The sequence below is a fragment of the Nocardia rhizosphaerihabitans genome (assembly GCF_014646295.1).
GTDB classification, from domain to species: domain Bacteria; phylum Actinomycetota; class Actinomycetes; order Mycobacteriales; family Mycobacteriaceae; genus Nocardia; species Nocardia rhizosphaerihabitans.
Genome location: NZ_BMNE01000012.1, coordinates 167,299 through 193,163, shown reverse-complemented (window position 1 = coordinate 193,163; position 25,865 = coordinate 167,299). Strand labels below are relative to the sequence as shown.

Below are 25,865 nucleotides of genomic sequence, written 5' to 3'. Positions count from 1 at the left end.
CTGGTCATCCGGTGAGACTCTCGACTAACATTTTCCGGATCATGAGCAGGGAACAGACAGCGTCACAGCCGGACATCGAAGCTGTGGTCCCGGATGCGGCGCTGGTCAGCCAGCGCTTCGGCTTCCGCGACCACTACGAGGTCGGCCGCGAGAAGATCCGAGAATTCGCCAGGGCCGTGCAGAATCTGCACCCCGCCCATCACCAGGAAGTCGACGCGCGCAAGCTCGGCTACGAGGGCATCATCGCGCCGCCGACCTTCGCCTCGGTGATCGGGATGAGCGCCACCAGGGCGCTGCTCGACAGCGTGCTCACCGAGTACGACCTGTCGCAGGTCCTGCAGACCGACCAGGTCTTCGAGCTCCACCGGCCGATGCTGGCGGGCGACCGGATCAGCACCGAGATCGAGATCGAGTCGATCCGCCAGTTCGCCGACAACGACTTCGTCAACGTCGGCTTCAAGCTGATCAACCAGGACGGCGACACCGCCGTGCAGGGCACGACCACGATCGTGGCCCGCAAGGGTGTCGAGGTCGACCCGAACATCGTCGACGCCGTCGAGAACATCAGCATGCACCCGCGCCCGGCCACCATCGCCGGTCTCGACACCGGCGACCTGCTGATCCGCCGCACCGGCGCCGCACCGGCGTCGACGCCGCGCGAGTTCGCCCCGGTCAACACCACCCCCGAGTTCGACTCCTTGGTCAAGGGCGGCGAGCTGCCCGCCGGTATCGCCCGAGTGACCCGCGGCGACCTGGCCAACTACGCCGGCGTCTCCGGCGACCCGAATCCGATCCACTTCAGCGACCGCGCCGCCGAACTGGCGGGCCTGCCGACCGTCGTCGCGCACGGCCTGCTGACCATGGGCCTGGCCGCCCAGTACCTGACCGACTGGCTCGGCGACCCCACCGCGATCGAGAAGCTGGCCGTCCGCTTCTCCGGTTTCGTCCCGGTCCCCCCGGCCGAAGCGGGCATCATCGAGTTCTCCGGCAAGATCAAGTCGATCGACCCCGAACGCCGCGCCGCCACCATCCTGCTGAGCGGAATCTCGGAGGGCCGCAAGCTCTTCGGCCGCGCGGTCGCCGACGTCCGCCTGACATAACAGCCCGCCTCCCCGCGAATTCTGGCCAGGCTCAGGATGGGTGTCATCTTGGGCTGGCGGCCGGCGGTACGTGTGGAGGGAGTTAGCCCGTCCCCGGTGAGTTACCCATGTTCTTTCGAGACCTGTGGGTAGCTCCCGCTCAGCGCAACCGGCCTACGAAACGGCAATGAACGTCAGCACAGTGGCCCCGACCCGGATGACATCCCCGTCGGCCAGTAGCGCACCGCTGTCGATCGGCACCTCGTTCACGTAGACGCCGTTGGCCGAGTGCAGGTCCTTGATCAGCAGTCCGGCGCGGCTCGGCATGATGTGCGCGTGGTAGCGGCTGGCTTTCGGGTCGTCGAGCACCAGCTCGTTGTCCGTCATCCGCCCGATCCTGATGCCGCCGTGCGGAATCGGGATGGTGCGGCCGTCGGCGAAGCGCAGGTTGCCGTTACGGATCGAGCGCGGCACCTCGGTGACCGTCTCGGTCATCGCGGCGGCGAGCTGCTCGGATCGCTTGGCCTCCACCAGATTCAGCGGTTCCTGCCGCAGCACCCGCTGTTCCAGCTCGATCAGCGCGGCACCGGGGTCGATGCCGAGTTCCTCGGCCAGCACACTGCGCACCCGCCGGCACGCCTCGAGCGCATCGGCCTGCCTGCCGGACAGGTACAGCGCGGTGATCAGCTGACCCCACAGCGGCTCACGCAGCGGGTGCTCGTTGGTCATCGAGACCAGCTCACCGATCACCGAAGACGCGCGCCCGCAGGCGATTTCGGCGTCGACGCGAGCGGAGACGGCGAGCAGCCGCTCCTCGTCCATCGCGGTCGCGAAACCGTCGGCGAACTGCAACCCGGCCAGGTCGGACAGTGCCCGCCCGGTCCACTCGCGCAGTGCCGCGCCGAACAGGTTGGCCGCGCCGGGGTGGTCGCCCACCTCGAGGCAGCGCGAACCCGCCTCGCGGGCGTTCTCGAACCGGCCGAGATCGCATGCGGTGTCGGGGATTTCGAGCCGGTAGCCCGCGCCCTCGGTCCGCAGGACCTGCGCGGAATCGATACCGGCGTTGCGCAGCGCCTTGCGGATGTTGGAGACGAACACCTGCAGACTGGCGGCATAGGAGTCCGGCGGATCCTCGTTCCACACCATCTCGGCCAGCACGGCAGAAGACACCGCGCGCCGCCGGTTGACGGTGAGCGCGGCAAGCAGAGCGCGCGGCTTGGGCCCGCCGACCGCCACCGGCTCACCGCCGACCAGCAGTCGAACGGGCCCGAGCACACGGACATCAAGACTCATGAGCTCGGGCCCCGTTTGATTGTTGCGAAAAACCGATCAGGAACCCGACACCGAACGACCGGCCGACTTCAGGTCGTTGCAGGCCTCGACGACGCGATCGGCCATCGAGGTCTCGGCCTTCTTCAGGTAGCTGCGCGGGTCGTAGGTCTTCTTGTTGCCGACCTCACCGTCGATCTTCAGCACACCGTCGTAGTTGGTGAACATGTGACCGGCGACCGGGCGGGTGAAGGCGTACTGGGTGTCGGTGTCGACGTTCATCTTCACGACGCCGAACCGCAGCGAGTCCTCGATCTCGGACTTCAGCGAGCCCGAACCACCGTGGAAGACGAAGTCGAACGGCTGCGCGTCGGGCGACAGGCCGAGCTTGGCGGCCGCGACGCGCTGGCCCTCGGCCAGCACCTCGGGCTCGAGCACCACGTTGCCCGGCTTGTACACACCGTGCACGTTGCCGAAGGTGGCGGCCAGCAGGTACTTGCCGTTCTCGCCCGCGCCGAGCGCGTCGATGGTCTTCTCGAAGTCCTCGGGCGAGGTGTAGAGCTTGTCGTTGATCTCGGCCTCGACACCGTCCTCTTCACCGCCGACGACGCCGATCTCGACCTCGAGGATGATGTTGGCGGCCTTCGAGAGCTTGAGCAGCTCCTTGGCGATCTCGAGGTTCTCGTCGATCGGGATGGCCGAGCCGTCCCACATGTGCGACTGGAACAGCGGGTTCAGGCCGTTGTTCACGCGCTCCTGCGAGATCGCGAGCAGCGGACGCACGTAGGTGTCCAGCTTGTCCTTGGGGCAGTGGTCGGTGTGCAGCGCGATGGTCACGTCGTACTTGGCGGCGACCACGTGCGCGAACTCGGCCAGCGCCACCGCGCCGGTGACCATGTCCTTCACGCCGAGACCCGAGGCGAACTCGGCGCCACCGGTGGAGAACTGGATGATGCCGTCGCTGCCCGCCTCCGCGAAGCCCTTGATAGCGGCGTTGATCGTCTCCGACGAGGTGCAGTTGATAGCCGGGAATGCGAACGAGTGCGCCTTGGCCCGGCCGAGCATCTCGGCGTAGACCTCCGGAGTCGCGATAGGCACAGCAATGACCTCCGTCTGTGGGGAAGCGAAAAACCAATTCTGTCAGGCCACACCCTAAGTTAGGAAGCGATCGGAGGGTTCACCGGCTTCTTCCCGTCGCATCTGCGAACACCGCAGGACACTCATGTCACAGATTGGACCGGTACTGTGGGGGCCGTGACTTTGCTGGCGGTATCCGATGCGGTGACGAACAACCTTGCGTTGACCCAGTTGCTGGACCCGATGTATCTGCTCCAGGAGACCTGGCTCAAGAACGCGGTACTACCCGCCATCCTGGCGATCGTCTTCATCGAGACCGGCCTGCTCTTCCCGTTGCTGCCCGGTGACTCGCTGCTGTTCACCGGCGGCATGCTGGCCGCGCAAGGCAGCCCGAACATCTGGGTGCTCGTGCCGCTGGTCATCATCACCGCCTTCGCGGGCGACCAGTGCGCGTACTGGATCGGCCGCAAGATCGGGCCCGCGATCTTCCGCAAGGAGGACAGCCGCTTCTTCAAGAAGCAGTACATCGTGGAGACGCACGAGTTCTTCGAGAAGCACGGCCCCAAGACAATCATCCTGGCCAGGTTCGTGCCGATCGTGCGCACGTTCATGCCGGTGCTGGCCGGTGTGTCGAAGATGAGCTACCGCAAGTACGTGGCGTTCGACATCGTCGGCGCCGTGCTCTGGGGCGGCGGTGTGACGATCATCGGCTACTTCCTCGGCAATGTGCCGTTCATTCGCGACCATGTGGAAGCGATCTTCCTGCTGATCGTGTTCGTGTCGATCCTGCCCGCGATCATCACCGTCGGGAAGAAGGTCCTCGGCCGCCGTAACGCACCCACCGAGGCCGCGCCTGCTGTCGAGCTGGCCGCCTCGGCGAACGAGACGCACTGATCAAGTGACCGCAGTACCGTCGATTCACGCTCTGGGCAGCTTCGATCCGCTGATCTCGGCAGGCCCCGCCGTGGTCTGGACGGTGGTGCTGGTCTTCGTCTTCCTGGAGTGCGCGTTCATCATCGGGCTGTTCCTGCCCGGGGACTCCATGCTCATCACCGCGGGCATCGTGATGGCGTCGCACGCCAACGGCGAGGCCCAGGTGTGGGCGTTGTCGGTGGGCACGATGCTGGCCGCGATCGCGGGCAATCAGGTCGGGTATGTCGTCGGCCAGCGGACCGGACATCACCTGGTCGCGCGCAAGAACGGCCGCTATATCAACACCAGGAATCTGGCGAAGGTCACCGCGCTGCTGGAGAAACACGGCTTCTTCGCCGTGCTGGTCGCGCGCTGGATTCCGTGGGTGCGCACGCTGTGCCCGATGGTGGCGGGCGCGGCCAAGATGGATCACCGCCGCTACACCATCGCCAGCACCCTCGGCGCGATCATCTGGGCGCCGGTGCTGCTGCTGATCGGCTATTACGCGGGCGAGTTCCTCGAGCAGGTGCCCTGGCTGATGCCCGCCGTGATCGGCATCATGATCGTCTGCCTGGTCATCGGCACGATCCTCGGTCTGCGGCACTACCGCCAGGAGATGGCCAAGCCTGCCGAGGACTTCGATCTGGATCGCGCGGCCGTCACCACCGACGCCGACCGCTGAGGCTCACAGCCCCGCGGCGGTCACCTGGTAGGCGGCTTCCATCAGCATCCAGCCGGACAGCTGCACCGACAGGTCTCGTTCCGGCACGGCGGAGGCGGTCACCGAGCCGCCCGCGGTGAACCTGCCCGCGCCCGCCGTGCCGCCGGGTAAGCGGGCAGGCTTGCTCCAGTCGTGCCCGAACAGCGGCTCGCCCTCCACCTCGAGGCGGTTGGCCCAGGCCGCGGTCGCCGAGGCCTTCACGATGGCCGCCGCGGTGCGCCGGTCCATCTCCTGCTGCTTGCCCTCGCCGGGCAGCATCAGCGCGACGACCGCCAGGTAGCGGGCGAGGATGCCGTTGAACAGGCCACCGTCCCCACCGCCACCGCCGGAGATCACCAGGCGGGTGGTCATGTTCTCCTCGACTGCGGCCAGCAGCCTGCTGACCCGCTCGGCGTGCCGGTCGTCGTCGGTCTGCACGGCCAGTTCGGTCTCCAGACCGAGCACAACGCCCTGGCAGTAGCTGAACACCGGACGCTCGATCTCGCCCGACGGCAGGTGGATGCCGTCGAGGATCAGGCCGGATTCGGGGTCGCGCAGGGTGGCGTCGAGCCAGTCGGCCATCTCCTGCGCGCGCTCGACCCGGCCGAGGCGCAGCAGCGCGATGCCCGCCGGACCGTTGGCCGGTGCGTTGAAGAAATCGGAGCGGACCCGCCACGGGATGCCACCGCCGGTCTCGGGAGCCCAGGCTCCGTAGAGCTGCTGTTCCAGCGCGACCAGGCCGCGGCGGGCCTCGGTCAGGTCCTGGGTGCGCTCGGCGCGTTCCAGCGCGATCGCGAGCCAGGCCATGTCGTCGTAGTAGCGGTTGGTCCAGCCGGTGAGGTTGCGGATGCGGATGGCGCGGGCGATCGCGCCGATGCGCCTGCGGCGCGCGGGGGTGGGCACGCGGTTGGCGGCGTCGACCGCGATGTCGAGCAGGTGCGCCTGCCACCAGTAGTGCCAGCCGGCGAACGCGCGCTCGCGGCGGGTCGCCGGCCAGCCGACGACACCCAATTCCGTTCCGGGACAACCCCACAGCATGCGCAGGTGTCGCGAGACGATCGCGGACTCGGCCATGTCGGCACGCTCGGACCACAACGCCGGAGTCGGCACGGATCCGGCGCGATCAAGGGGCTGTGGGCGCCGGCCGCTGCGCGAGGTCATAGGACCATGGTGCCAGTTGCTGCCCGGTTTTCGCGCCCGTTCCGTTACCGATTCGAGGCTGATTCGATCACAACCAGTCCGATGCACACATCATGACGGTCAGGAACCGACCGGTCACCAAGCCAGGGAGAGATCGGCGTGCTGGCGGATCCAGGCGTGCATGGCGATACCGGCGGCGACACCGGCATTGATACTACGGGTCGAGCCGAACTGCGCGATCGAAACTGTCAGCGCCGCAGCGTCTTTCGCGTCATCGCTGACGCCGGGACCTTCCTGGCCGAACAGCAGCAGGCACTCGCGCGGCAGCTGCGCCGTCTCCAGCGGGACCGCGCCGGGGACGTTGTCGACCGCGACGACGGTCAGCCCCTCGCGGGCGGCGAACTCGCGCAGTTCGGCCAGGTCGGCGTGGTGCATCAGGTGCTGGTAGCGGTCGGTGACCATGGCGCCGCGCCGGTTCCAGCGCCGTTTGCCGACGATGTGCACGGCGGCCGCCGCGAAGGCGTTCGCGGTGCGGACCACGGTGCCGATATTGGCGTCGTGGCCGAAGTTCTCGATGGCGACGTGGAAGGGGAAGCGGCGGGCGTCGATGTCGGCGACGATCGCCTCGCGGGTCCAGTACCGGTACGCGTCGACGACATTGCGCCGGTCGCCCTCGGCCAGCAACTGCGGGTCGTAGCGGTCGTCGGTGGGCGGCGGAGTGCCGTATTCCTGCTCCCACGGTCCGAGTCCGTACGGATGCTCGCCCCATTCGGTCGGACCCGCGACCTCGACCTCGGGCGATGGCACTGACTCGTTCACCCCGAGAATGCTAGGTGGACGCCGGTCAGGACGGCTCGGCCGCCCCTGCGCCTATCCTGGAACCGTAGGACTCACGGGCGGTTGTCGGTATGGAGCACACGCGCATTCTGCAAGCGCTGACCTTGGTTGTCGCGATGTATCTGGTCGCGCTCGCGGTGTGGCTCGGCTGGCTCGCGCCGCACACACCGCCGGGGACGCTGCCCTATCAGGTCTTCATCATGGTCGGGCTGTTCGGCGCCGCCGCCGGCATCGCCATGGCGATCGCCTCGATGCCGACCAAAGCCGACCGCCAGCTGCGCAAACACGGCCTGGAGGGCTGGGCGCGCATCGACGGCGTGCGGCCGCTGACCCGCACCGACCATTCCAGCGAACTCACCGAACTCGATGTCGAGCTGACCGTGCCGGGGTCCGACAGCTATCACGGCAAGATCGTGGTCGACGTGATGCCGGTGGACAAGCCACGCATGGCCATCGGGCAAACCATCCCGATCCGCGTCGATCCGGCCGACCGCGACCGCATCATTCTCGTACTCTGACTCAGCCGGGGGCCGCGTCCAAGGAAGGCAGGGCGACGATCGGCTTGCCGCGGCGCAGGGTTCGCTGCCAGCGTTGTGGATCGAAGACGGCCGGTTGGGTGCTGTCGATGAACGCGCGGATCAGCTTCACGAAGCGGTCCGGGTCGTAGTGGTGTGGGAAGTGGCCCGCGCCTTCGAAGATCTCCAGCATGGAGCCCGGGAAGGCGCGATGGGCGAGTTCGGCGTGGTCGGAGGGGATGACGGTGTCGCGGGTGCCGCCGATGATCAGCGTCGGCAGATGCGCGGCCAGGTAGCCGCGGTCGAGCATGGTGATGGACTGGCCGCGCCGATCGGCGGCCGCGCGGATGGTGCGCAGGAACGCGTTGCGCGCTGCGGTGTCGGACAGCCGACTGTAGAGCCGCAGCACATAGTCGGCGTCCGGTCCGAGACCCAGCCCGCCGATGCCGTCCACGACCGGAATCGATGCCCGCACGACGGTGCGCACCGGCCAGCTGGTCAACGCCATCAGGCCGGGTCCGGCGCCGGGCATCGTCGCCAGCCGGAAGACCGGGTGTACACCCGCGCCCATCCCGGCCGGGCAGACCAGCGCGAGCCGTTCCACCCGCTCCGGGAACTGGTAGGCGAACTGCATCACGATCCCGCCGCCGAGCGAGTGTCCAACCAGAGTGACCCGTTCGATCCCGAGCACGCTGAGCAGATCACGCATCCCGTTGGCGTAGGCCGCCACGGCGTAGTCGGCGCGCGGCTTGTCCGATTCACCGTGACCGAGCAGATCCGGCGCGAGCACGGTGTAGTGCTCGGCCAGCCCGTCGAACACCGGCGCCCAGGTGCCTGAGCTGTCGGAGATGCCGTGAATGAGCAGCAAAGGCGGCCCCGAACCAGCCATCCGGAACGCGCGGCGATAGCCGTGCACCTCGATGAACTGCACCTGCCCGGTCATCTTCGAAGCGTGCGCGGCGGGTGTTGCGCGTGCAGAACACCCACGTAAGCGCTGTGTGACAGGGAGTATCAGGCTCCGCGCGACGGCCCGGCCACCTCGGGATCCGTGAGCAGGTACTGCGCGGCTGCGTAGGTAGCGAGGATGACGCCCTCGCTGATCCGGCGGGTGCGGTCGTCGCGGGCGAAGAGGCGGCGCAGGACGATCAGGCCGTCGGACACCGTGAACAGCAGGGCGCCGATGCCGAGCCTGCTGCGCGGGTCGCTGTTCGGGATGTTCAGTCCGGCAATGTTTTTCGCCCCCGGTGCCAGCGCGGGATCCGATGCCAGCGTCGCCGCGGTGCCGAGGGTGGCGCCATAGGCGGTCAGCGGTATCGCGAGGACCGGCGCCTTCGCGCGCAGCAGACCGGCCGCACCGACCCACGCCACCAGCCGGGGCGCGGCGATCGCGGCGCGCGGCCGGGCGCCGCGGCGCCACCACAGCAGCGAGTAACCGGTCTGCATGACCGCGAACGAGGACGCGCCCGCGATCAGCCGCCGGTCGTCGTCGGGGTCGATGAGCAGCACGTCACCGACGGTGGCCGCGGCCAGCGAGCCGAGCAGGATCCGGCGCTCGGCCGGATCGAGCTCGACGCCGCTGGTGACGGTGTCGGCCGCCAGCAGCGGCATCAGCAGCGGCTTGGTCAGCCATTGAAGCCGGTCCCGGCCGGTGACGGCACCGAAGACGGTGACCGCCGCCGCCGCGAGATAGCCGGCGCGCAACGGACGCACGTCAGAAGCTCGTCTCTTTCGGCGCGGGCGGCAGGATGACGACCTGGCCCGCGTAGCTCAGCCCGGCACCGAAGCCGAGCAGCAGCGCCACCTGACCACCCTTGGCCTTGCCGGTGACCAGCATTTCCTCCATCGCCAGCGGGATCGAGGCGGCCGAGGTGTTGCCGGTGTTCTCGATGTCGTTGGCCATCGGGATGTCCTCGGCCAGGCCGAGGTTCTTCTTCATCAGCTCGTTGATCCGCGCGTTGGCCTGGTGCGGGATGAACACCTCGATGTCCTCCTTGGCCACACCGGAGGCGTCCAGCGCCGCCGACAGCGCGCGCGGCAGCGTCACCGCGGCCCAGCGGAAGACCTTCGGGCCCTCCATGTGCAGCGACATCCGGCCGACCGGCTCGACCGCCGGGTCAATGCCCTGCATCGCCTGGGCCTTGTTCATGTAGGCGAGGAAGTCGACGTCCTGGGCGATGGCCTCGGCGTTCTCGCCGTCGCTGCCCCACACCGTCGGGGAGATGCCGTTCTCCTCGGCCGGGCCGACGACGACGGCGCCCGCGCCGTCGCCGAAGATCATCGCGGTGCCGCGATCGGTGGGGTCGAGGCCGACAGTCATCGTCTCCGCGCCGATCACCAGGATGTAGTCGAACGAACCGGCCCGGATCAGGTCGGCGGCGACACCGAGGCCGTAGCCGAAGCCACCGCAGCCGGAGGTGAGGTCGAAAGCGGCGACACCGTTGAGACCGAGGTCGGAGGCCACCGACGGGGCGCCGTGCGGGGTGAGCTTGAGCCAGCTCGACGTGCACAGGATGACCGCGCCGATCTTCGTGCGCTCGATCGGGGTGTTCTTCAGCGCGCGGTCACCCGCGGCCACCGCGATCGACCGGATCGTCTCGTCGCCGCTGATCCAGCGGCGGTTATGGATTCCTGTGCGGTCGAAGATCCACTCGGGCGTGGAGTCGAGTTGTTCACACACCTCGGCATTGCTGACGATGCGCTGCGGTCGGTACGCACCGATCCCGAGCATCGCAACGTTGTCACGATTCTTGTTTACTGCAATGCTCACCACAGGTGACTCACACGTCCTTCAGACTTTCCGGACGACCACATCGTCATCCAGGTTTACCGTTGTTCAGGCTAACTCAGAGCAAGGTCATCGAGACCGAGGATGGATCGATACTCCAGCCCCTCGGCGGCGATGACCTGGTCAGCGCCGGTTTCCCGGTCGACAACGGTAGCGACGCCGACCACGATCGCGCCCGCTTCACGCAGCGCGCGCACCGCGGTGAGCGGTGAATTGCCGGTGGTGGTGGTGTCCTCGACGACCAGCACGCGCTTGCCGACGATGTCGGGGCCCTCGATCTGGCGCTGCATGCCGTGCGCCTTGGCCGCCTTGCGAACCACGAACGCGTCGATCGGGCGGCCCGCCGCGTGCATCACGGCCATCGCGACCGGATCGGCGCCCATGGTGAGCCCGCCGACGGCGTCGAAGTCCCAGTCGGCGACCAGCTCGCGCAGCAGCGAACCGATCAGCGGGCCGGCCTGGTGGTGCAGCGTCGCGCGGCGCAGGTCGACGTAGTAGTCGGCCTCCTTGCCCGAGGACAACGTCACCTTGCCGTGCACGACCGCGAGCTCGCGCACGAGCGCGGCCAGCTGGTCGCGGTCTGCCTCGGTGAGCGCCTGACGTGCCTGGTCGATCATCGTTTGCGTGTCCTTTCGGTCATGATCCGGGCCTATGGTTACGCTACGCGCCGCGTCCGGGCCCGACGCTCATGCCCTAGGTCCGTCCGCGCGCATTGAAGAGTCCGCGATTCATGCGGGCCACCAGGGTCCGCGGGACGAAGCCCGCCACCGCGGTGAGCACCTTGTACTGCACGCCCGGCACGCTGATCACCCGCCCCGCGTCCAAGTCATGCAGGCACCCGTCGACGACCTGGTCGACGTCGAGCCACAGTCGCTTGGGCAGCGAACTCATCTCGATGCCGGCCCGCTCGTGGAACTCGGTGTGCACGAACCCGGGGCACAGCGCCTGGATGCGGACACCGGTGCCCGCCAATCCACCCGCCAACCCTTCCGAGAAGGATACGACGTAGGCCTTGGACGCCGAGTAGGTCGACCCCCGTCCGGGGATCAGTCCGGCGACGCTGGCCACATTCACGATCGACCCGGTGGCCGCGGCGATCATCGGCGGCAACGCGGCCCTGGTCAGTTGCAGCACCGAGGTGACGTTGACGTCGAGCTGAGCCTGCAGTTCGGCGGGCTCCAGGGTCCAGAACTCCCCCGAATGCGCGAAACCGGCATTGTTGACCAGGAATTCGAGCCCCTGGGCGGCCCGCTCGGCGACGCGGGCGCGGTCGTCGTCATCGGCGAGGTCGGCGGCGAGCACCTCGGTGGAGGTGGCGTAGCGGCGGCCGAGCTCGTCGGCGAGCGCGCGCAGACGTTCCTCGTTCCTGGCGACGAGCACCAGGTCGTAGCCGAGCGAGGCGAGACGATGGGCGAAGCCCTGCCCGATCCCGGACGTCGGTCCGGTGATCATGGCGACGGGGCGATGCGAGCCGGGCAGGCGCAGCGGGCTGTCCGTCACTTCGGTACTGGCCCCTGGTACGGACGGAAACCGGGGTGGAACGGTCCACCTGGCTGATCCGAGTCGGCGTCCTCGTCACGCGATGCGGGCGCTTCGGCGCGCGGACGCGGTTCCGGGACGACCGCCAGCGACGGCCGCTTCGGCGGCTCACCGAGCGGACGGCGGCCCGGGGCGGGCTGGTCCTCGAAGTCGGGATCGTCGAGGTCGGGGTCGTAGTCGTCGCCGGTGTAGGCCTGCGGTCGGCCCGCGGGCGCGCGACGGCCGTACTCGGAGTCGTCCGGTTCGGGGGCTTGGACGGCCGGGCCACGGCTGCCGTGCGGCTTGTCACCGGGTCCGTAGCGGTCGTCGTCGGGTCCCGGGAAGCGGGCGCGGCCCGGCTCGTCGAAATCACCGGCGGCCGGGCGCCCGAATCCGGCGGCGGCGCGGTCGTCGTCGAGATCCTCGTCGTACTCGGCGCGGAAGCCCGCGCCCAGCGGCTCGTCGGCATTGCTGCGGGGACGGGTGTATTCGCTCGGCTCGGCCACCGGCGGCAGCACATGCAGCAGGCCGGACAAGCGAAGCACCGCGTCGATCGCGGTCTCCCAGTCCTTGGGTCCGCTGCCGACGGGCAGCATGCCGAGGGTCCAGTTGCCCTCACTCCACAGCATCTGCACGGTGTCCGAGAGCGACTCGATGAACCCGACCATCCGCTGATCGACCGCGTGCCTGGCGATCTCGGGATCGGTCGCGAACACGACCCGGTCGCCGATCGCGCCGAGCAGTTCCAGATCGTGGTCCTTCGGCGGCGACGCGGTCTTGAGCCGCATGTCGACGTCGATCTCGGAGCCGATCTGGCGGCGCACCGCTACCAGGGTCGCCGCGTCTTCCAGGTCGAAGAGCACGAACTTCTCGCCCTTGCGGATGCCGGAGACGACGTCGACCGCGGAGAGATAGCCGAGCTTGGCCAGCGCGCCACGACGCCACGTCGAGGCGAGCGCGGGCTCGACCGAGACGTAGGTATAGCCCTGGGACTTCGCCCAGACCTGGCGCGCGTGCCCGGTCCGCTGTCGCTGGACCCGATCGAAATAGAGCAGTACGACCGCACCCACGAGTGCGATCGCCGCCAATCCGAACCACATAGCCGTCATCGTCGCCTAGCCTATCCAGCCGTCGCCGTGATTGCCCGGCAGTGCGGGCTTTCGACGCGCGGGTCGCTCATCGGGGGCCGCTTGGTAACGCCGTACTGATGATGATCTTGGCGTGGATCGACCCGTCGGGGTTCTTGTCGCCCTGCACCATAACCATGTCGCCGACGGGCAGCTCGCTCGCCTTCGTGCTGGTCAGCGAGATCACTTGGGTGGCATCGTCGATCAGCACCCGAACCGTCGACCCGCCGAGGGTGCTCATGCTGATCTCGGTGCCGGTGTTTGCGGTGATGCTGCCCATCGTCGCGCCGAGATCGTCGCCACCGCCGAGACCGGGCAGCCCGGGCAGGCCGCTCGCGGTCGGTGGTACGACCGGAGTCGTCTGTCTACCTGTCGGCGGCACCAGGAGCTGGGTGGTCGTCGGCGCCGCGGCCGTGTTGTCGTCGGACTCGCCACCGCCGAGGACCAGGCCGGCCAGCACGCCGCCGACCGCGATCAACGCGAGGACGCCCAGGCCGAGCGCGATCCACAATCCGGTGTTCCGCTTGGGCGGTTCGCCCTGGTCACCGTCCTGCAGACGGGGCGGGTAGCCCGGCGGCGGCGCACCCGGATAGCCCTGGTCGTAGCCGGGAGGCGGTTGGTGCGGTGGTGGTTGCGCTGCGGGATAACCACTTTCGTAGGCACCCCATTGCGCGTCGTGCGGCGGCAACGCCTGCGTCGGGTTCGACGGCTGCCCCCACTCGTCGAACCCGCCTCCGCCATACGGCTTGGTCGAATCCACGCCCGGCGAACCCAGCCGTTCGGTCGGCGAATCCTCCGGGCGTTGCCCCCACGGATCGTTCGGGTTCGTCATGAGCTCCAGCGTAGGACAGCGCGGTGCGTTGGGAGGTCCCTACGCACCGCGCTGTGGATATTTCACGAGCTGGGGACAACTTCGCGTCCGACGACCAGCTTGTCGGTGGCGTCGTCTACGCTCACGCGCACCGTGTCGCCGTCGGTGACCGCGCCGGAGAGCAGTTCCTTGGCCAGGCTGTCGCCGATGGCCTGCTGGATCAGCCTGCGCAACGGCCGCGCGCCGTAGGCCGGGTCGTAGCCGCGCACCGCCAGCCACTTCTTGGCCTCGTCGGTGACATCGAGCGTCAGCCGCCGCTGCGCGAGCCGCTTCTGCAGCTGCCGCAGATTGATGTCGACGATCGATTCCAGCTGCTCGGCGTCGAGCGCGTGGAACATCACCACGTCGTCGAGCCGGTTGAGGAACTCCGGCTTGAACGCCCTGCGCACCGCCTCCATCACCTGCTCCTTGTCGCCACCGGCGCCGAGGTTGGAGGTGAGGATGAGGATGGTGTTGCGGAAGTCGACCGTGCGGCCCTGGCTGTCGGTCAGCCTGCCCTCGTCGAGGACCTGCAGCAGGATGTCGAAGACGTCCGGGTGCGCCTTCTCGATCTCGTCGAACAGCACCACCGAATACGGACGCCTGCGCACCGCCTCGGTGAGCTGTCCGCCCTGGTCGTAGCCGACATAGCCGGGCGGAGCACCGACCAGGCGAGCCACCGAGTGCTTCTCGCTGTACTCACTCATATCGATGCGGACCATGGCGCGTTCGTCGGCGAACAGGAAGTCGGCCAGCGATTTCGCCAGCTCCGTCTTACCCACACCGGTCGGTCCGACGAACATGAACGAGCCCGTCGGCCGGTTCGGGTCGGCGACCCCGGCTCGCGCCCGGCGCACCGCGTCCGACACGGCCCGCACAGCCTCTTCCTGACCGACGACACGTCCGGCGACCTCGGTCTCCATCCGCAGCAGCTTCGCGGTCTCGCCTTCGAGCATCCGGCCGACCGGCACGCCGGTCCACGACGACACGACGTCGGCGATGTCGTCGGGCGTGACCTCCTCGTTCAGCATCACGTCACCGTCCGGCGCCGCACCGCTGACCTGCTCGGCCGCGGCGAGCTCCTTCTCCAGCGCGGGGATCCGGCCGTAGCGCAGCTCGGCCGCCTTGCCGAGGTCACCGTCGCGCTCGGCGCGCTCGGACTCGCCGCGCAACGCTTCGAGCTGCTCTTTCAGGCCGCGCACCGAGTCGATCGCGTTCTTCTCGTTCTGCCAGCGGGTGGTGAGGTGGCTGAGCTTCTCGCGATCGTCGGCGAGCTCGGAGCGCAGCTTCTCCAGCCGCTGCTTGGAGGCCTCGTCGGTCTCCTTCTCCAACGCGACCTCTTCGATCTCCAGCCGCCGCACGGCCCGCTCGACCTCGTCGATCTCGACCGGCCGCGAGTCGATTTCCATGCGCAGCCGCGCGGCCGACTCGTCGATCAGGTCGATCGCCTTGTCGGGCAGGAACCGGGAGGTGATGTAGCGGTCGGACAACGTCGCGGCCGCCACCAGCGCGGAATCGGTGATCCGCACGCCGTGGTGCACCTCGTAGCGCTCCTTGATGCCGCGCAGGATGCCGATGGTGTCGGCCACCGACGGCTCGCCGACGATGACCTGCTGGAACCGGCGCTCCAGGGCGGCGTCCTTCTCGATGTACTTGCGGTACTCGTCGAGCGTGGTCGCGCCGACCAGGCGCAGCTCACCACGGGCGAGCAGCGGCTTGATCATGTTGCCCGCGTCCATCGCGGAATCTCCGGTGCCGCCCGCGCCGACGATGGTGTGCAGCTCGTCGATGAAGGTGATGATCTCGCCCGCGCTGTTCTTGATGTCGTCGAGCACGGCCTTGAGCCGCTCCTCGAACTCACCGCGATACTTCGCGCCGGCGACCATCGCGCCGAGGTCGAGCGAGATGACCTTCTTGTTGCGCAACGATTCCGGCACGTCGCCTTCGATGATGCGGCGCGCCAGACCCTCGACGATGGCGGTCTTGCCGACGCCGGGCTCGCCGATGAGCACCGGGTTGTTCTTGGTGCGGCGCGAGAGCACCTGCACCACCCGGCGGATCTCGGTGTCACGGCCGATGACCGGGTCGAGCTTGCCCGCGCGGGCGAACTCGGTGAGGTCGGTGGAGTACTTCTCCAGCGCCTGGTAGGTGGCTTCGGGCTCCGGGCTGGTGACCCGCGCGCTGCCGCGCACCGTGGCGAAGGCATCGCGCAGCGCCTCGGGGCTCGCGCCGTGCCTGCGCAGCAGCTTGGCGATCTCGGAGTCGCCGTCGGCGAGCCCGACCAGCAGATTCTCGGTCGAGACGTACTCGTCGCCGAGCTCGGTGGCCAGCCGCTGGGCGGCGGTGAGCGCGGCCAGCGCCTCGCGGCCGAGCTGCGGTGTGGTGGTCGCGCCGGTCGCGCGCGGCAGCCGGTCGGCGATGTCGCCCGCCTCGCGCTCGACTGTCGCCGGGTCGACTCCGATGGCCTTCAGCAGCGGGGCGGCGATGCCATCGGTCTGATCCAGCAACGCCACCAGCAAGTGCGCCGGACGGATCTCCGGATTGCCTGCCGCCGAGGCGGCCTGAAGGGCGGCGGTCAGCGCCGCCTGTGTCTTGGTGGTGGGATTGAACGAGTCCACAGGTCTCCTTGGGTGTGTCCGGTATCGACTGGTTCAACGCGCACAAAGTTGAGTCTGTTCCGCTCAACTCCAACTTTTCCCGGTGGACGCCGGAATCGGTGTTCACGCTACGCCGCGACACCACCGAAGACGATCAATCACCGCACGTCGCAGCCCTGCCCACCTAAGATTGCGCAACGAGATGCTCGATCTGCCGCAACCCGTTTCGCGGCGCGCTCGACGACCACCCGGCTCCACAGACACAGGAGACATATGCGCGCGATCGTGGTTCAGAAGTTCGGCGCCACCCCTGAGCTGGCCGACGTGCCGGTGCCGGAGCCGGGATCAGGTGAGGTGCAGGTCGCGCTGGACGCGGCGGGAGTCAACCCGTTCGACCTGAAGATGGCCGACGGCATCCTCGAGGGCAAGATGCCCACCGATTTCCCGATGATCCTCGGGGTGGACGGCGCCGGCACGATCTCGGCGATCGGGCCTGGCGTGCGCTCGTTCGCCGTCGGCGACCGGGTGGTCGGCAAGTTCCTCACCGCGCCCGCGGGCCACGGCAGCTGGGCCCAGTACGCGACGCTGCCCGAGGACGCGACCCTGGTGCCGATCCCCGACGGCGTCACCTCGGTGGCCGCGGCCGCGCTCCCCGTCGCCGGCGTCACCGCCCAGGACCTCGTCGACACCGCCAAGATCCAGCCCGGCCAGACGGTCCTGATCGTCGGCGCGACCGGCGGCGTCGGATCCTTCCTCGTCCAGCTGGCCAATATCGCGGGCGGCCACGTGATCGCCACCGCCCGCGGTGACGCCGCCGACCAGGTCGCCCGCCTCGGCGCCGCGGAAACGATCGACTACACCAAAACCCGCCCCGCCGACCCCGACGTCGTCGACCCCGACGCGGCCGCCTACCGCGACTCCAGCGTCACCGGCGCCGTCCGCTTCACCCACCCCGACGGCATAGACGTCCTCTTCGACGTGATCAGCGGTCCCGCCGACTTCGCCTCCCACGCCACCCTCGTCCGCCCCGGCGGCCGCGCCTACTCCACCACCTGGGCCGCCGACGAAAACTCGTTGCGTGAACGCGACATCACCGGCGGCAACTTCGAATCCAAAGGCCGCGGCCCAGAACTGACCCGCCTCCTCACCCGAGTCGCCGCCGGCGACGTGGTCGTCCCGGTCGAAGCAACAGTCCCCCTGGAAGCCGCCCCCGCCGTCCTCGGCGCGGGAAGCGCCCGCGGAAAGACCGTCCTCGCAATCTGATTCGCTCCGTTGACCATGGGATTCCGGACACCACCTTCCTACGACAGGATCGTCGTTGCCGGGACCCGGTCAGCGGGAGCGGTAGGCGCCTTGGCGCGCCTTGGTGGCGGTGGTGGTGAGGATTGAGGTGAGGGTCGCCTGGAGGCGGGTGGGGGTGGTGGGTTTGGCGATGAAAGTGGTTTCGCCGTAGAAGACGTAGCGGCCGTCGCCGGTGAGGTCGTGGAGTTGGAAGTCGTCGCGGCCTTCGGTGTGGCGGTTGTCGACGCTGGCGTGGGCATAGACACCGATGTGGGTGAGGGTGTCGGTGGGTTTGGCGAGGAAGGTTTCGAGTTGTTCTCGGGGGGTGGGGTTCCACGGGTCGCGGACGTGGGGGCGGGGGGCGGCGAGTTCGGCTGCGGTGACTTTGATTTCGCGGCCCTTGCCGGGGCCGACTTTGGGGAGGGTGGACAGGACTGCCGCGGCCAGGGCGTCGGGGGCCATCAGGTGGAGGGTGACATCGCCCGGGTCGGATTCGTCGCCGGGCGCCTGGATAGCCAAGGCGGCGTAGGTGTCTCGGGTACCACCGTGCGCGCGGATCGTTCTCGTGCGGCCGGTGGCGCCTGCTACCTCGACTCGGGCGTGCGGGGCCAGCAGGGCGGCCATGGCCGCGTCGAGGTCGCTGTCGAATTCGGCCATCATGTTCTCGGCGGCTTTGCTCCGGAGCCGAAGGACCTCGGCCTGGGATTCGACGTCGGTATGGCGATGATGCAGGGGGTACGGGAGGACATCGCGGCCTGCCGCCTCCCACAGAGTGCGGAAGTCTAGAGCGGTGAGATGCCAGGTACGCACGGGAGATCTACTCTGTTCCATCGGGTTTCACGATTCAGTCGGCGCCGATGACCGGCGGCACCATCTTGGGCACGTTGTCCAGACCGGTGAGTTCGTCACCGTGTTCCTGTGTGATCAGGTAGTCGGGGATGCCCTTGGTGGATTCGTCGTCCTTGCCGCCGCCTCTGGCGCCGGGGGCGCCCATACCCGGCATGCCGGCCCGGCCCGCTGCGCCGCTGCCCGCACCCGCTGCCCGACCGCCCGCTGCGGTGGTGCCCGTGGTCGCGCCGGCGCCGGGGACCGCGCTACCGGGGGCAGGGGAGCTCGGGGAGCCGGATCCAGGAGCGCCCGCACCGCCGCCGGGTGATCCGGATGGTGATCCCGAACCCGGATTGGTCGGACTCGGGGTCGCCGATGTCGGTGTGGTCGCCGCGGGATCGGTCGATTGGGGCGTGGTCGCGTCGTCGTCGGTCGTCGAATCATCGTCGGCCGTCGCGTCGTCGGTCGTGTCGTCGGTCGTGTCGTCGATGGTGTCGTCGTCGGACGGGGTGTTCGGTGCGGGCGTCGCGGCCGCGGGGTTCGTCGCTGGTTGATCGGTGACCGGCGTCGACGTATTCGGGTTGTTCGAGATGGGTGTCGTCGGGCCACCGTTGACACCAGGATCGCCGCCGCTGTTTTCGACGGTCTTCGGGATGGGAATGACCGGAACCTTGGTATCGGATTCGTGAATCACCGGGGCATAGACGGTTTTCAGCACGCGCACCGCCTCGACCCGCGCATTCTCTTGTGCGACATTGTCATTGCGCCACGCGCGGCCGGTGAAGAGGCCGCCGAAGTTGTCCAGGCCACTGCGATGCTCGGGCTCGAAGGGGACGAGGCGCTTCGTCGGTTCGAGACCGGTGCGCAGTTCGTCCAGCTTGCTTCTGGTGAGCGCGGCAGCGGTGGTGACCTTCTTGCCCGTAGCGTCGTATGCCGCAACGGTTTCCGCTGCCGCGGTTGCGGCGGCACCGGACCACACATCGGGGGCCATGCCGCGTGCGATCTGCTTGCGGAACTCGTCGAGCGAGGTGCTGTTGCGGGTCGAGATCTCGTTCCACGCGCTGATCAGATCGTTGACGGCGTCGAGGTCGATCTTGTCGACTTTGGCGCGCAGCTGGGCCACGCTGCCCTCGAAGGCATCGGTTTTCGTCACCATGTTGGGGCGGTACTCACCGTCGAAACCGAGCTCGGCGGCCTTCTGACGGTTCGTCGCGCGCTGGTCGTTGTACCGATTCTGGATGTCGGAGATATCGGAGGCATCGAGCTCGCCGTCGTCGTCGGAGAACGGGGACAGGACGAAGTCGCGGAGGCCGCCGAGAAGGTCGAGTCCTGCGATGTTGGGTTGCATCTACTGCACCTGCTCGGTGGTGTAGTCGAGGGCGTTGGCGGTTTCGATGTCCTGGCCGGTGAGGCGTTTGAAGGAGATGGAGAAGACTTCGCGCAGTTGCTTGACGGCTTCGATGTCTTTGAGGATGACGGCGTCGATCGAGTTGTCATCTCCGGTCGCCTGAAGGAGGAACTTCTTCTCGAGGTCCTTGCCCATCTGGAAATCGCCGAATCCGCTGACCGCTTGTGCTCTGACCGCCGCGTTTCGGATCTCGCGGAGATCCAACAGACGCTGGTCGCATGCCTTGAACATGTGATACGCCGCTGCCTCGTTGTTGAGGTAGACCTCTCCGGCCTTAGCCTGAGCGAGAAGTTGGGAGTACGCGTTCGACCCAGACATTTGAACCCCCTGGCTACTTCGGGAACGTGGGAACGAGCACCTCGCCCGCATTCGCAAGGTGTTGGCACGGATCCCCGAGATTGTCGATCAACGCAGAGCCAAGGACCTGCAACTGGACCACACCCTGAGAGGCGGGAAACACCACATTGCAGTCGAGCTGCTTCGATGCCCCTGCGACCCGGAACTCGCGCCCTGAGCGACCAGCAATGGCCACGTCGCGAAAATCGACGTTGCCAGGCTTTTCCTCGAACTGAGCCACACTCTTGTTGGTCGTGTAAACGGTCAGCGAGTACTGGGGACCGGACCATCCACAGATCTCCCACCCTGACTGTGGAACCCCCGCGACCCCCTTCTCCTCGGTCGCCGGATCCACCCCCGCGGCCCGCAACGCATCATCCGGAATCTCAGTACACGGATTCCACAGCACCGGCTTCGCCGTAGTGGTCGCCCCCTTCGACGACGTCTCCCCCGAACCGCACCCGACCAGCCCGACCACCGCCAAGCCGGCCACCACCACTGCTGTACCTGCGCGTTTCATCCCCGCCCCTTCCAGCCGTCCGCCGCTCTGACCAGGGACATTAGCACGGTAAACGACGGTCGGCCCCGGCTGCGTAGCTTGGTCGACAATGAGCGAACTTCGACTTTCCGCACCGTTCGACGGGCACGATCCCGAGGGCAAACCGGTGGTGAATCGTCCTGCCGTCGACCCACAGATCCGAGATCGTGTCCTGTCCTATCTCGCGCACGCACCGGTGGTTTTGAGCGCCCGCAGCTACGCGGCCGACGACTTCGACGCGCAGGTTCGGGATGTGCCGATGAACTTCCACACCGACGGGGTGTTCGTGTGGCCGGGCGCCGTCCCGCACTACCTGCGCAAGTACGGCGTGCCGCCGGAGCCGGCGCTGGTCCAGCACATCGTCGGCAAGAACTTCGAGATCGGGGAGGTCGGCGAGGACGCGCGGCAGGCGGCGGTGCGGTTGGTTGTCGGCTGAATCAGAGGTGGGCGAGGCCGGGGCCGGTGACGGTGGATGGGCGGCCGGTGAGGAGTAGGAGGAGGTCGAGGGTGGTGCCGCGGACCTCGGGGCCGGAACCTGCTGTCCAAGTGGAGTCTTCGGCGACCAGGGTGATGCCGCGGAGGCGGCGTTTGGCCCAGAAGGGCCAGCCCATGGTCCAGACCCGTTGGGCGGCAACGGCTGACGCGGTGGGGTCGACCGGGATGGTGTGGCCGAGCGGGCGGGCGATGTCCTGGGCGTGGACGATGACGTCGTAGTGGATGTTGCGGTAGTTGGTGACCGCGGGGAGGCGGCGGGAGTCTGCGACGGCGGAGAGGTCGGCGGCGGGGTCGGGGGTGGCGTCGGCGTGGCGGACGGCGATGTCGTGGTTGAGGCGGTGGAAGCTGCCGCGGGCGCGGGCGGCTTCGCGGAGCATGCCGAGGGGGCCGGGTGGTTGTGGGGCGAGCGCTACGTGGGCGGCGACGTCGCGGATGCGCCAGCCTTCGCAGAGTGAAGGGCTGTCCAGCTCTTGCGGGGTGAGGGCGGTGAGCAGGTGCGCGATCGCGCGGCGCTGCTCGGCAATGATCCGCCAGTGCTGATCGACATCCATGGTCGGCCTCCAACTCGTCAGCCTTTCTGACTAATATAGTCAGTGAAACTGACCGAATCAAGGAGTGAGATGGACGACGCGCTCAACCTCGGGGTTCTGCTCTTCGTTCCCTATCGGGAGATGGAGCGGCGGGTGCTCGTCGCGCTGGCCGAGGGCGGGTTCGACGACCTGACGCCGGCGCAGGCGCGGTTGGTCGCGCGGATCGGGCCCGAGGGGTCGCGGCTGACCGACCTCGCCGCGCAGGCACAGATCACCAAGCAGACTGCGGGAGTGCTCGTCGACCAGCTCGTGCGCGCCGGATACCTGAAGCGGGAGCCCGACCCGACCGACGGCCGGGCCCGGCTGTTGCGGCCGGCGGTGCGGGGACAGCGAGCGGTTGACATAGCGAATAGGGCTGCGGCGCAGGTGGAATCGGAGTGGGTCGCCCATCTCGGCCCCCGCGCCGCCCGCGATCTGCGCAACGCCCTTACCAGCTTGCGCGAGATCACCGATCCTTACCGGTAGCGGCCGCCGATTCCCTGCCAGTTCGATGACGGTGGTGAGGTTTGAGGGGCCCACTTCGAAGTCCACCGACGGCGCTCAGCATGGGTCAGGTGGCGAGAACCTGATCAATCCCGCACGACCAGTGGACGTTTCGGTAGCCTGCGGGGAGGGCTCCAGCATTCCCTCCCCGCAGGCTGTCTGGGTTCGTGGGGTACGTCGGAAATGGTCGATACGTGAGCAGGACAGCCGGCGAGATGCTTGTAGTCGGGATGCAAGCAGTTGTCGGGGTCGTCCTCGGCGTGATGTTGTGGACTGGGGTCCTGGTGAAGATCCCCGACATCGGTCACTGGATGGTGAACGCCCTCGTCTTGGCACCGTTGCCGGCTCTCGCGGTCGCCGGGTTCATCCATGCCAAAGCACCCCGGGTCGCGGTCTTCGGCTGGTCGTTGGTCGGCGGCACGGCCGTCTACGGCTACCTGTTCACCTTCCTCGTCCTGGTCCGCCTCTGACGGACATGGTCCAGCCAGCCGTGCGTCGATTCCGACGCGGGCCGGAAAGGAGTTCTAGTGGCCATCCCAAGGGCAGATGACCGGAACGTCGACGGCCTGGAAATGCCGGACGTTGCGGGTTACCACCGTCAGGCGGTGGGTGATCGCTGTCGCCGCGATGAGCGCGTCGAGCGGGTCGATCGGGCGGCCTGCGCGGTCCGCGCTCGCCCGGCAGGCGCCCCACTCGAGCGCGACGTTCACATCCGCAGGCAGCAGTCTGCGCTCGAATCGCGCCGGGAGCTCCTCGCCGAGCCAGCGTTCGAGCCGAGACCGGCGTTTCCCGTCGGGCAAACGGTCTATTCCCCTGCGTAGTTCGCCCATTGTCACCACACTCAGGTGGGTTCGGCTTTCGTCGATCTCGGCCAGCCAGCTCAGTAGTCCCCGGTCGGGGCGGGGCTTCACCAGCTCCGATATGGCGTTGGTGTCGAGCAGGTAGTTCACAGCTCGACAGCTCGGTGGGCCGGGTCACTGTGCTCGCGATCGAAGAGCCGCAGCTCATCGTCGGTCAATTCGGCCAGCGGGGATGCGGCGAAGAACTCGGCCAGGGTGCCGGTGCGCGCGGTTGCGCGGCGCCACTGCTCGACCGGAACGATCACGGCGACCTCACGTCCATGCTTGCTGATCACCTGCGGACCCTCCCTTTCCACCGTGTCGATCAACTCCGAGAACCTGGCTTTGGCATCGGCCAGCGGCCACGCGACATCGAACGACCGTTCACCGTCCTTACGGGCCATCACCGACACCTCCCCCGAATTTTGACTACTCTGGTCATAATCGAGAGTAGCGAGGACACGGCGCGACCGCCAGGGGTCACCGTCATCGCCGACTCGTCAGCGACCCCGTCCAAGATCACCGACGCATATCGATGACGACGACAGCGCACCAAGGCGCGATCGAGGGCTTACGATCCGTCCGGCGAATGGACCGTGACGAGCATCCCTGCACCCAGCGGCAGGTTTCGGGGGATACTTGAGACGGCGCCCGCTCCGAGGCGGGGCCACATTGCAGCAATTCCAGGGAAAGGGAGCTTGACGACGTGGATGCGCGTTCGCTTGCGCTGGTCCGCGCCGATTTCCGCGGGGTGTCGGAGACACCCGGTGGTCCTGAGCGGCTGATCAGCGCTTTCTACGGTCACCTGTTCGCGCAGAACCCGGCGTTACGGGAGCTTTTCCCACCCGCCATGGACATGATGCCCAAGCGTCTCGTGACGGCGCTGCAGTATGTCCTGGACAATCTGGAGGACTTCGAGCGCGCGCAGAAGTTCCTCGAGCAACTGGCCCGCGATCACCGGAAATACGGGGTCGAGGCCGACCACTACGACATGGCGGGCCGGGCGCTGCTCTCGGCGCTGCGCACCTTCCACGGCAACCGCTGGACCAGGGAACTGCACGAGGGCTGGAGCGACATCACCATCCTCGTCTCCGCGTCGATGGCGATCGGCGCCAACGAGGACAAGTCGCAGCCGTTCTGGGGCGCGACGGTGGTCGGGCACCGCAGGGTGCTCGACGACCTGGCGATCGTGCGGTTGCAGGCCGACGGCCCGATCCCTTTCAAGGCGGGCCAGTACGTGCCCGTGCAGGTGCCGCAGCGGCCGAACATGTGGCGCTACCTCTCCCCCGCGATCCCGGCCAATCCCTACGGTGAGATCGAATTCCATGTGCGCCGGATCAGCGGTGGCTGGGTGAGCCCGGCGATCGTCAACGACACCAAGGTCGGTGACCGGTGGAAGATCGCCGGTCCGCTCGGCGGCCTGCACATCGACCGGGAGTCGGGGCGCGATGTGCTGCTCATCGGCTCGGGCACCGGGATCGCGCCGCTGCGCGCGCAGCTGATCGAGATGAGCCAGCGCGGCATCAACCCGCGGGTGCATTTCTTCACCGGCGGCCACTACCCCGGCGACCTCTACGACGTGGACAACATGTGGCAGCTCTCGCAGTCCAACCCGTGGCTGACCGTGGTGCCGGTGTGCGAGGAACGCGACGATCCCTGGTGGTATCCGCAGGCGCCGCCGTCCCCGTCGACGGGTATGTACCGTCGTCTCGTCGGTAATCTGGGTGCGGTGGTCACCAGCTTCGGCGCGTGGTCCGACCGCCAGATCCAGATCGCCGGTTCGCCCCGGATGATCGCCGACACCCGCCGCGCCTTGATCAGGGCAGGCACCCCGCCCGAGATCATCGCCGCCGACCCGGTCGGCTGAGAACCCTTCCCGCCCTTCGTGAAAGAGACCGATGAGCAGCAGCGAGTTTCCCGATACCGGCTGGACGGCGACCGTTGTCGGTCATCACCGCCTGCGCAACGACCTCGCTGTGATCCGGCTGATCGGTGATTTCGTGCCGTTCGCGGCGGGCGGGTCGGTCGAGGTGGAGGTGCCGCAGCATCCGGGCGTGCGGCGCAGGCTCTCCCCCGCGCTGCCGCCTTCGCTCGACGGCAAGCTGGAGTTCCACGTGCGCATCGTGCCCGGTGGCTGGTGCTCGAGTTCGATCGTGGCCGACACCCAGCCCGGCGATCAGTGGCGAATCAACGCGCCGCACAGCGTTTTCCACATCGATCCCGAGGCCGCCGAGGTCGTGATGATCGCGGGCGGCACCGGTCTGGCGCCGCTGCGCGCGCAGATCCTCGACCTGGCCCGGCGCGAGAACCCGCCGCGCACCTACCTGTTCTACGGCGGCCGTTCCCCGCGCGACCTCTACGCCTCGGACATGCTGTTCCTGCTGTCCGGCGAATTGCCCTGGCTGACAGTGATTCCGGTGGTCGAGAGTCCTGACGACCCGTCGATCCGCGACGAATGGCACGAGCAGACACGCGTCGACATCGGCTTCGCCCCGACGGAGATGCTGCACGGCACCCTCGCCGACGTGGCCGCCGCCCACGGCCCGTTCGACCAGCATCAGGTGCTGGTCTGCGGTTCGCCGGCGATGGTGCGGGCCACGGTGGACAAGCTCGTCGCGTCCGGCACTCCCCCGGCGAACATCACCGCCGAGGGAGCCTGAG

29 protein-coding genes are annotated in these 25,865 nt (G+C 68.1%); 10 read left to right on the top strand and 19 right to left on the bottom strand.

Annotated features, from left to right (window positions below; genetic code table 11):
• The first annotated feature begins 41 nt into the window (after window positions 1–41).
• The gene (locus IEY60_RS33185; RefSeq protein WP_189034484.1) at window positions 42–1,100 is read left to right on the top strand and encodes a fused (3R)-hydroxyacyl-ACP dehydratase subunits HadA/HadB; all 1,059 of its coding nucleotides are present in this window, start codon (window positions 42–44) and stop codon (window positions 1,098–1,100) included.
• A gap of 153 nt (window positions 1,101–1,253) precedes the next feature.
• Here the strand turns inward: IEY60_RS33185 and IEY60_RS33180 are convergent, their stop codons facing one another.
• Together IEY60_RS33180 and fbaA are read right to left on the bottom strand one after the other, a co-directional pair.
• Window positions 1,254–2,372 carry a BTAD domain-containing putative transcriptional regulator gene (locus IEY60_RS33180; protein WP_189034483.1) on the bottom strand — a complete coding sequence of 373 codons (1,119 nt, stop codon included), beginning with the start codon at window positions 2,370–2,372 and terminating at the stop codon, window positions 1,254–1,256.
• 36 nt (window positions 2,373–2,408) lie between these two features.
• On the bottom strand, window positions 2,409–3,452 hold the full coding sequence (gene fbaA / locus IEY60_RS33175) for a class II fructose-bisphosphate aldolase (protein ID WP_268241503.1): 1,044 nt from the start codon (window positions 3,450–3,452) through the stop codon (window positions 2,409–2,411).
• Between the two features lie 216 nt (window positions 3,453–3,668).
• Here fbaA and IEY60_RS33170 point away from each other — a divergent pair, with 216 nt between their 5' ends.
• Both IEY60_RS33170 and IEY60_RS33165 read left to right on the top strand, forming a co-directional pair.
• Window positions 3,669–4,319 (top strand): DedA family protein, encoded by a 651-nt coding sequence (locus IEY60_RS33170; protein ID WP_308426154.1) that lies wholly within the window; start codon window positions 3,669–3,671, stop codon window positions 4,317–4,319.
• A 4-nt stretch (window positions 4,320–4,323) separates the two neighbouring features.
• Window positions 4,324–5,019: a DedA family protein gene (locus IEY60_RS33165; protein WP_229740337.1), complete on the top strand. Its 696-nt coding sequence runs from the start codon at window positions 4,324–4,326 to the stop codon at window positions 5,017–5,019.
• 3 nt (window positions 5,020–5,022) lie between these two features.
• Here IEY60_RS33165 and IEY60_RS33160 read toward each other — a convergent pair whose 3' ends face one another.
• Window positions 5,023–6,111, bottom strand: a complete 1,089-nt coding sequence (locus tag IEY60_RS33160; RefSeq protein WP_189034481.1) for a glycoside hydrolase family 76 protein — start codon at window positions 6,109–6,111, stop codon at window positions 5,023–5,025.
• Window positions 6,112–6,312: 201 nt separating this feature from the next.
• The gene (locus IEY60_RS33155; protein WP_189034480.1) at window positions 6,313–6,996 is read right to left on the bottom strand and encodes a TrmH family RNA methyltransferase; all 684 of its coding nucleotides are present in this window, start codon (window positions 6,994–6,996) and stop codon (window positions 6,313–6,315) included.
• Window positions 6,997–7,085: 89 nt separating this feature from the next.
• Between IEY60_RS33155 and IEY60_RS33150 the strand changes: the two genes are divergently transcribed.
• Entirely contained in the window at window positions 7,086–7,532 is a 447-nt protein-coding gene (locus IEY60_RS33150; protein ID WP_189034479.1) for a hypothetical protein, read from the top strand.
• Between the two features lies 1 nt (window position 7,533).
• Here IEY60_RS33150 and IEY60_RS33145 read toward each other — a convergent pair whose 3' ends face one another.
• From IEY60_RS33145 to clpB, 8 genes are all read right to left on the bottom strand, one after another.
• A complete protein-coding gene (locus tag IEY60_RS33145; protein ID WP_189034478.1) occupies window positions 7,534–8,472 on the bottom strand; it encodes an alpha/beta fold hydrolase in 939 nt (312 codons plus the stop codon).
• A gap of 68 nt (window positions 8,473–8,540) precedes the next feature.
• Window positions 8,541–9,239, bottom strand: coding sequence for a lysoplasmalogenase (locus tag IEY60_RS33140; RefSeq protein WP_189034477.1), 699 nt, complete (start codon window positions 9,237–9,239; stop codon window positions 8,541–8,543).
• A gap of 1 nt (window position 9,240) precedes the next feature.
• On the bottom strand, window positions 9,241–10,299 hold the full coding sequence (locus IEY60_RS33135; protein WP_189034476.1) for a beta-ketoacyl-ACP synthase 3: 1,059 nt from the start codon (window positions 10,297–10,299) through the stop codon (window positions 9,241–9,243).
• A 68-nt stretch (window positions 10,300–10,367) separates the two neighbouring features.
• On the bottom strand, window positions 10,368–10,931 hold the full coding sequence (gene pyrE / locus IEY60_RS33130) for an orotate phosphoribosyltransferase (RefSeq protein ID WP_189034475.1): 564 nt from the start codon (window positions 10,929–10,931) through the stop codon (window positions 10,368–10,370).
• Window positions 10,932–11,007: 76 nt separating this feature from the next.
• Window positions 11,008–11,799, bottom strand: a complete 792-nt coding sequence (locus IEY60_RS33125) for an SDR family NAD(P)-dependent oxidoreductase (protein ID WP_505829623.1) — start codon at window positions 11,797–11,799, stop codon at window positions 11,008–11,010.
• Window positions 11,800–11,810: 11 nt separating this feature from the next.
• On the bottom strand, window positions 11,811–12,941 hold the full coding sequence (locus tag IEY60_RS33120) for a TtfA family protein (protein ID WP_229740336.1): 1,131 nt from the start codon (window positions 12,939–12,941) through the stop codon (window positions 11,811–11,813).
• A 67-nt stretch (window positions 12,942–13,008) separates the two neighbouring features.
• The gene (locus tag IEY60_RS33115) at window positions 13,009–13,791 is read right to left on the bottom strand and encodes a DUF5666 domain-containing protein (protein WP_189034474.1); all 783 of its coding nucleotides are present in this window, start codon (window positions 13,789–13,791) and stop codon (window positions 13,009–13,011) included.
• Window positions 13,792–13,853: 62 nt separating this feature from the next.
• Entirely contained in the window at window positions 13,854–16,427 is a 2,574-nt protein-coding gene (gene clpB / locus IEY60_RS33110) for an ATP-dependent chaperone ClpB (protein WP_189034473.1), read from the bottom strand.
• A 252-nt stretch (window positions 16,428–16,679) separates the two neighbouring features.
• Here clpB and IEY60_RS33105 point away from each other — a divergent pair, with 252 nt between their 5' ends.
• Window positions 16,680–17,669, top strand: a complete 990-nt coding sequence (locus IEY60_RS33105; RefSeq protein WP_189034472.1) for an NADP-dependent oxidoreductase — start codon at window positions 16,680–16,682, stop codon at window positions 17,667–17,669.
• A 69-nt stretch (window positions 17,670–17,738) separates the two neighbouring features.
• On the opposite strand, the gene IEY60_RS33100 is transcribed toward IEY60_RS33105, so the two are convergent.
• Genes IEY60_RS33100 through IEY60_RS33085 form a run of 4 tightly spaced genes read right to left on the bottom strand, consistent with a single transcriptional unit; the run spans window position 17,739 to window position 20,779 of the window.
• Window positions 17,739–18,497, bottom strand: coding sequence for an ESX secretion-associated protein EspG (locus tag IEY60_RS33100; RefSeq protein WP_189034471.1), 759 nt, complete (start codon window positions 18,495–18,497; stop codon window positions 17,739–17,741).
• Between the two features lie 34 nt (window positions 18,498–18,531).
• Window positions 18,532–19,863, bottom strand: coding sequence for a hypothetical protein (locus IEY60_RS33095; RefSeq protein ID WP_189034470.1), 1,332 nt, complete (start codon window positions 19,861–19,863; stop codon window positions 18,532–18,534).
• Window positions 19,864–20,241: a hypothetical protein gene (locus IEY60_RS33090; RefSeq protein WP_189034469.1), complete on the bottom strand. Its 378-nt coding sequence runs from the start codon at window positions 20,239–20,241 to the stop codon at window positions 19,864–19,866.
• Window positions 20,242–20,254: 13 nt separating this feature from the next.
• Complete coding sequence (locus tag IEY60_RS33085) at window positions 20,255–20,779, bottom strand: DUF3558 domain-containing protein (protein WP_189034468.1); 525 nt, start codon at window positions 20,777–20,779, stop codon at window positions 20,255–20,257.
• An 88-nt stretch (window positions 20,780–20,867) separates the two neighbouring features.
• On the opposite strand from IEY60_RS33085, the gene IEY60_RS33080 reads away from it, so the two are divergent.
• Window positions 20,868–21,233 (top strand): hypothetical protein, encoded by a 366-nt coding sequence (locus tag IEY60_RS33080; protein WP_189034467.1) that lies wholly within the window; start codon window positions 20,868–20,870, stop codon window positions 21,231–21,233.
• A gap of 1 nt (window position 21,234) precedes the next feature.
• On the opposite strand, the gene IEY60_RS33075 is transcribed toward IEY60_RS33080, so the two are convergent.
• Window positions 21,235–21,843: a maleylpyruvate isomerase family mycothiol-dependent enzyme gene (locus IEY60_RS33075; RefSeq protein ID WP_189034466.1), complete on the bottom strand. Its 609-nt coding sequence runs from the start codon at window positions 21,841–21,843 to the stop codon at window positions 21,235–21,237.
• A gap of 69 nt (window positions 21,844–21,912) precedes the next feature.
• On the opposite strand from IEY60_RS33075, the gene IEY60_RS33070 reads away from it, so the two are divergent.
• Both IEY60_RS33070 and IEY60_RS33065 read left to right on the top strand, forming a co-directional pair.
• Entirely contained in the window at window positions 21,913–22,347 is a 435-nt protein-coding gene (locus IEY60_RS33070) for a MarR family winged helix-turn-helix transcriptional regulator (RefSeq protein ID WP_189034465.1), read from the top strand.
• A 212-nt stretch (window positions 22,348–22,559) separates the two neighbouring features.
• Window positions 22,560–22,835: a hypothetical protein gene (locus tag IEY60_RS33065; protein WP_189034464.1), complete on the top strand. Its 276-nt coding sequence runs from the start codon at window positions 22,560–22,562 to the stop codon at window positions 22,833–22,835.
• Between the two features lie 54 nt (window positions 22,836–22,889).
• On the opposite strand, the gene IEY60_RS33060 is transcribed toward IEY60_RS33065, so the two are convergent.
• Window positions 22,890–23,315, bottom strand: a complete 426-nt coding sequence (locus tag IEY60_RS33060) for a type II toxin-antitoxin system VapC family toxin (RefSeq protein ID WP_189034463.1) — start codon at window positions 23,313–23,315, stop codon at window positions 22,890–22,892.
• Window positions 23,312–23,608, bottom strand: a complete 297-nt coding sequence (locus IEY60_RS33055) for a type II toxin-antitoxin system Phd/YefM family antitoxin (protein ID WP_189034462.1) — start codon at window positions 23,606–23,608, stop codon at window positions 23,312–23,314. Before IEY60_RS33055 ends, IEY60_RS33060 begins: the two co-directional genes overlap by 4 nt.
• A gap of 302 nt (window positions 23,609–23,910) precedes the next feature.
• Here IEY60_RS33055 and IEY60_RS33050 point away from each other — a divergent pair, with 302 nt between their 5' ends.
• Window positions 23,911–25,071 (top strand): FAD-binding oxidoreductase, encoded by a 1,161-nt coding sequence (locus IEY60_RS33050; RefSeq protein WP_189034461.1) that lies wholly within the window; start codon window positions 23,911–23,913, stop codon window positions 25,069–25,071.
• 31 nt (window positions 25,072–25,102) lie between these two features.
• Window positions 25,103–25,864 (top strand): FAD-binding oxidoreductase, encoded by a 762-nt coding sequence (locus tag IEY60_RS33045; protein WP_189034460.1) that lies wholly within the window; start codon window positions 25,103–25,105, stop codon window positions 25,862–25,864.
• The last annotated feature ends 1 nt before the right edge of the window (window position 25,865 follow it).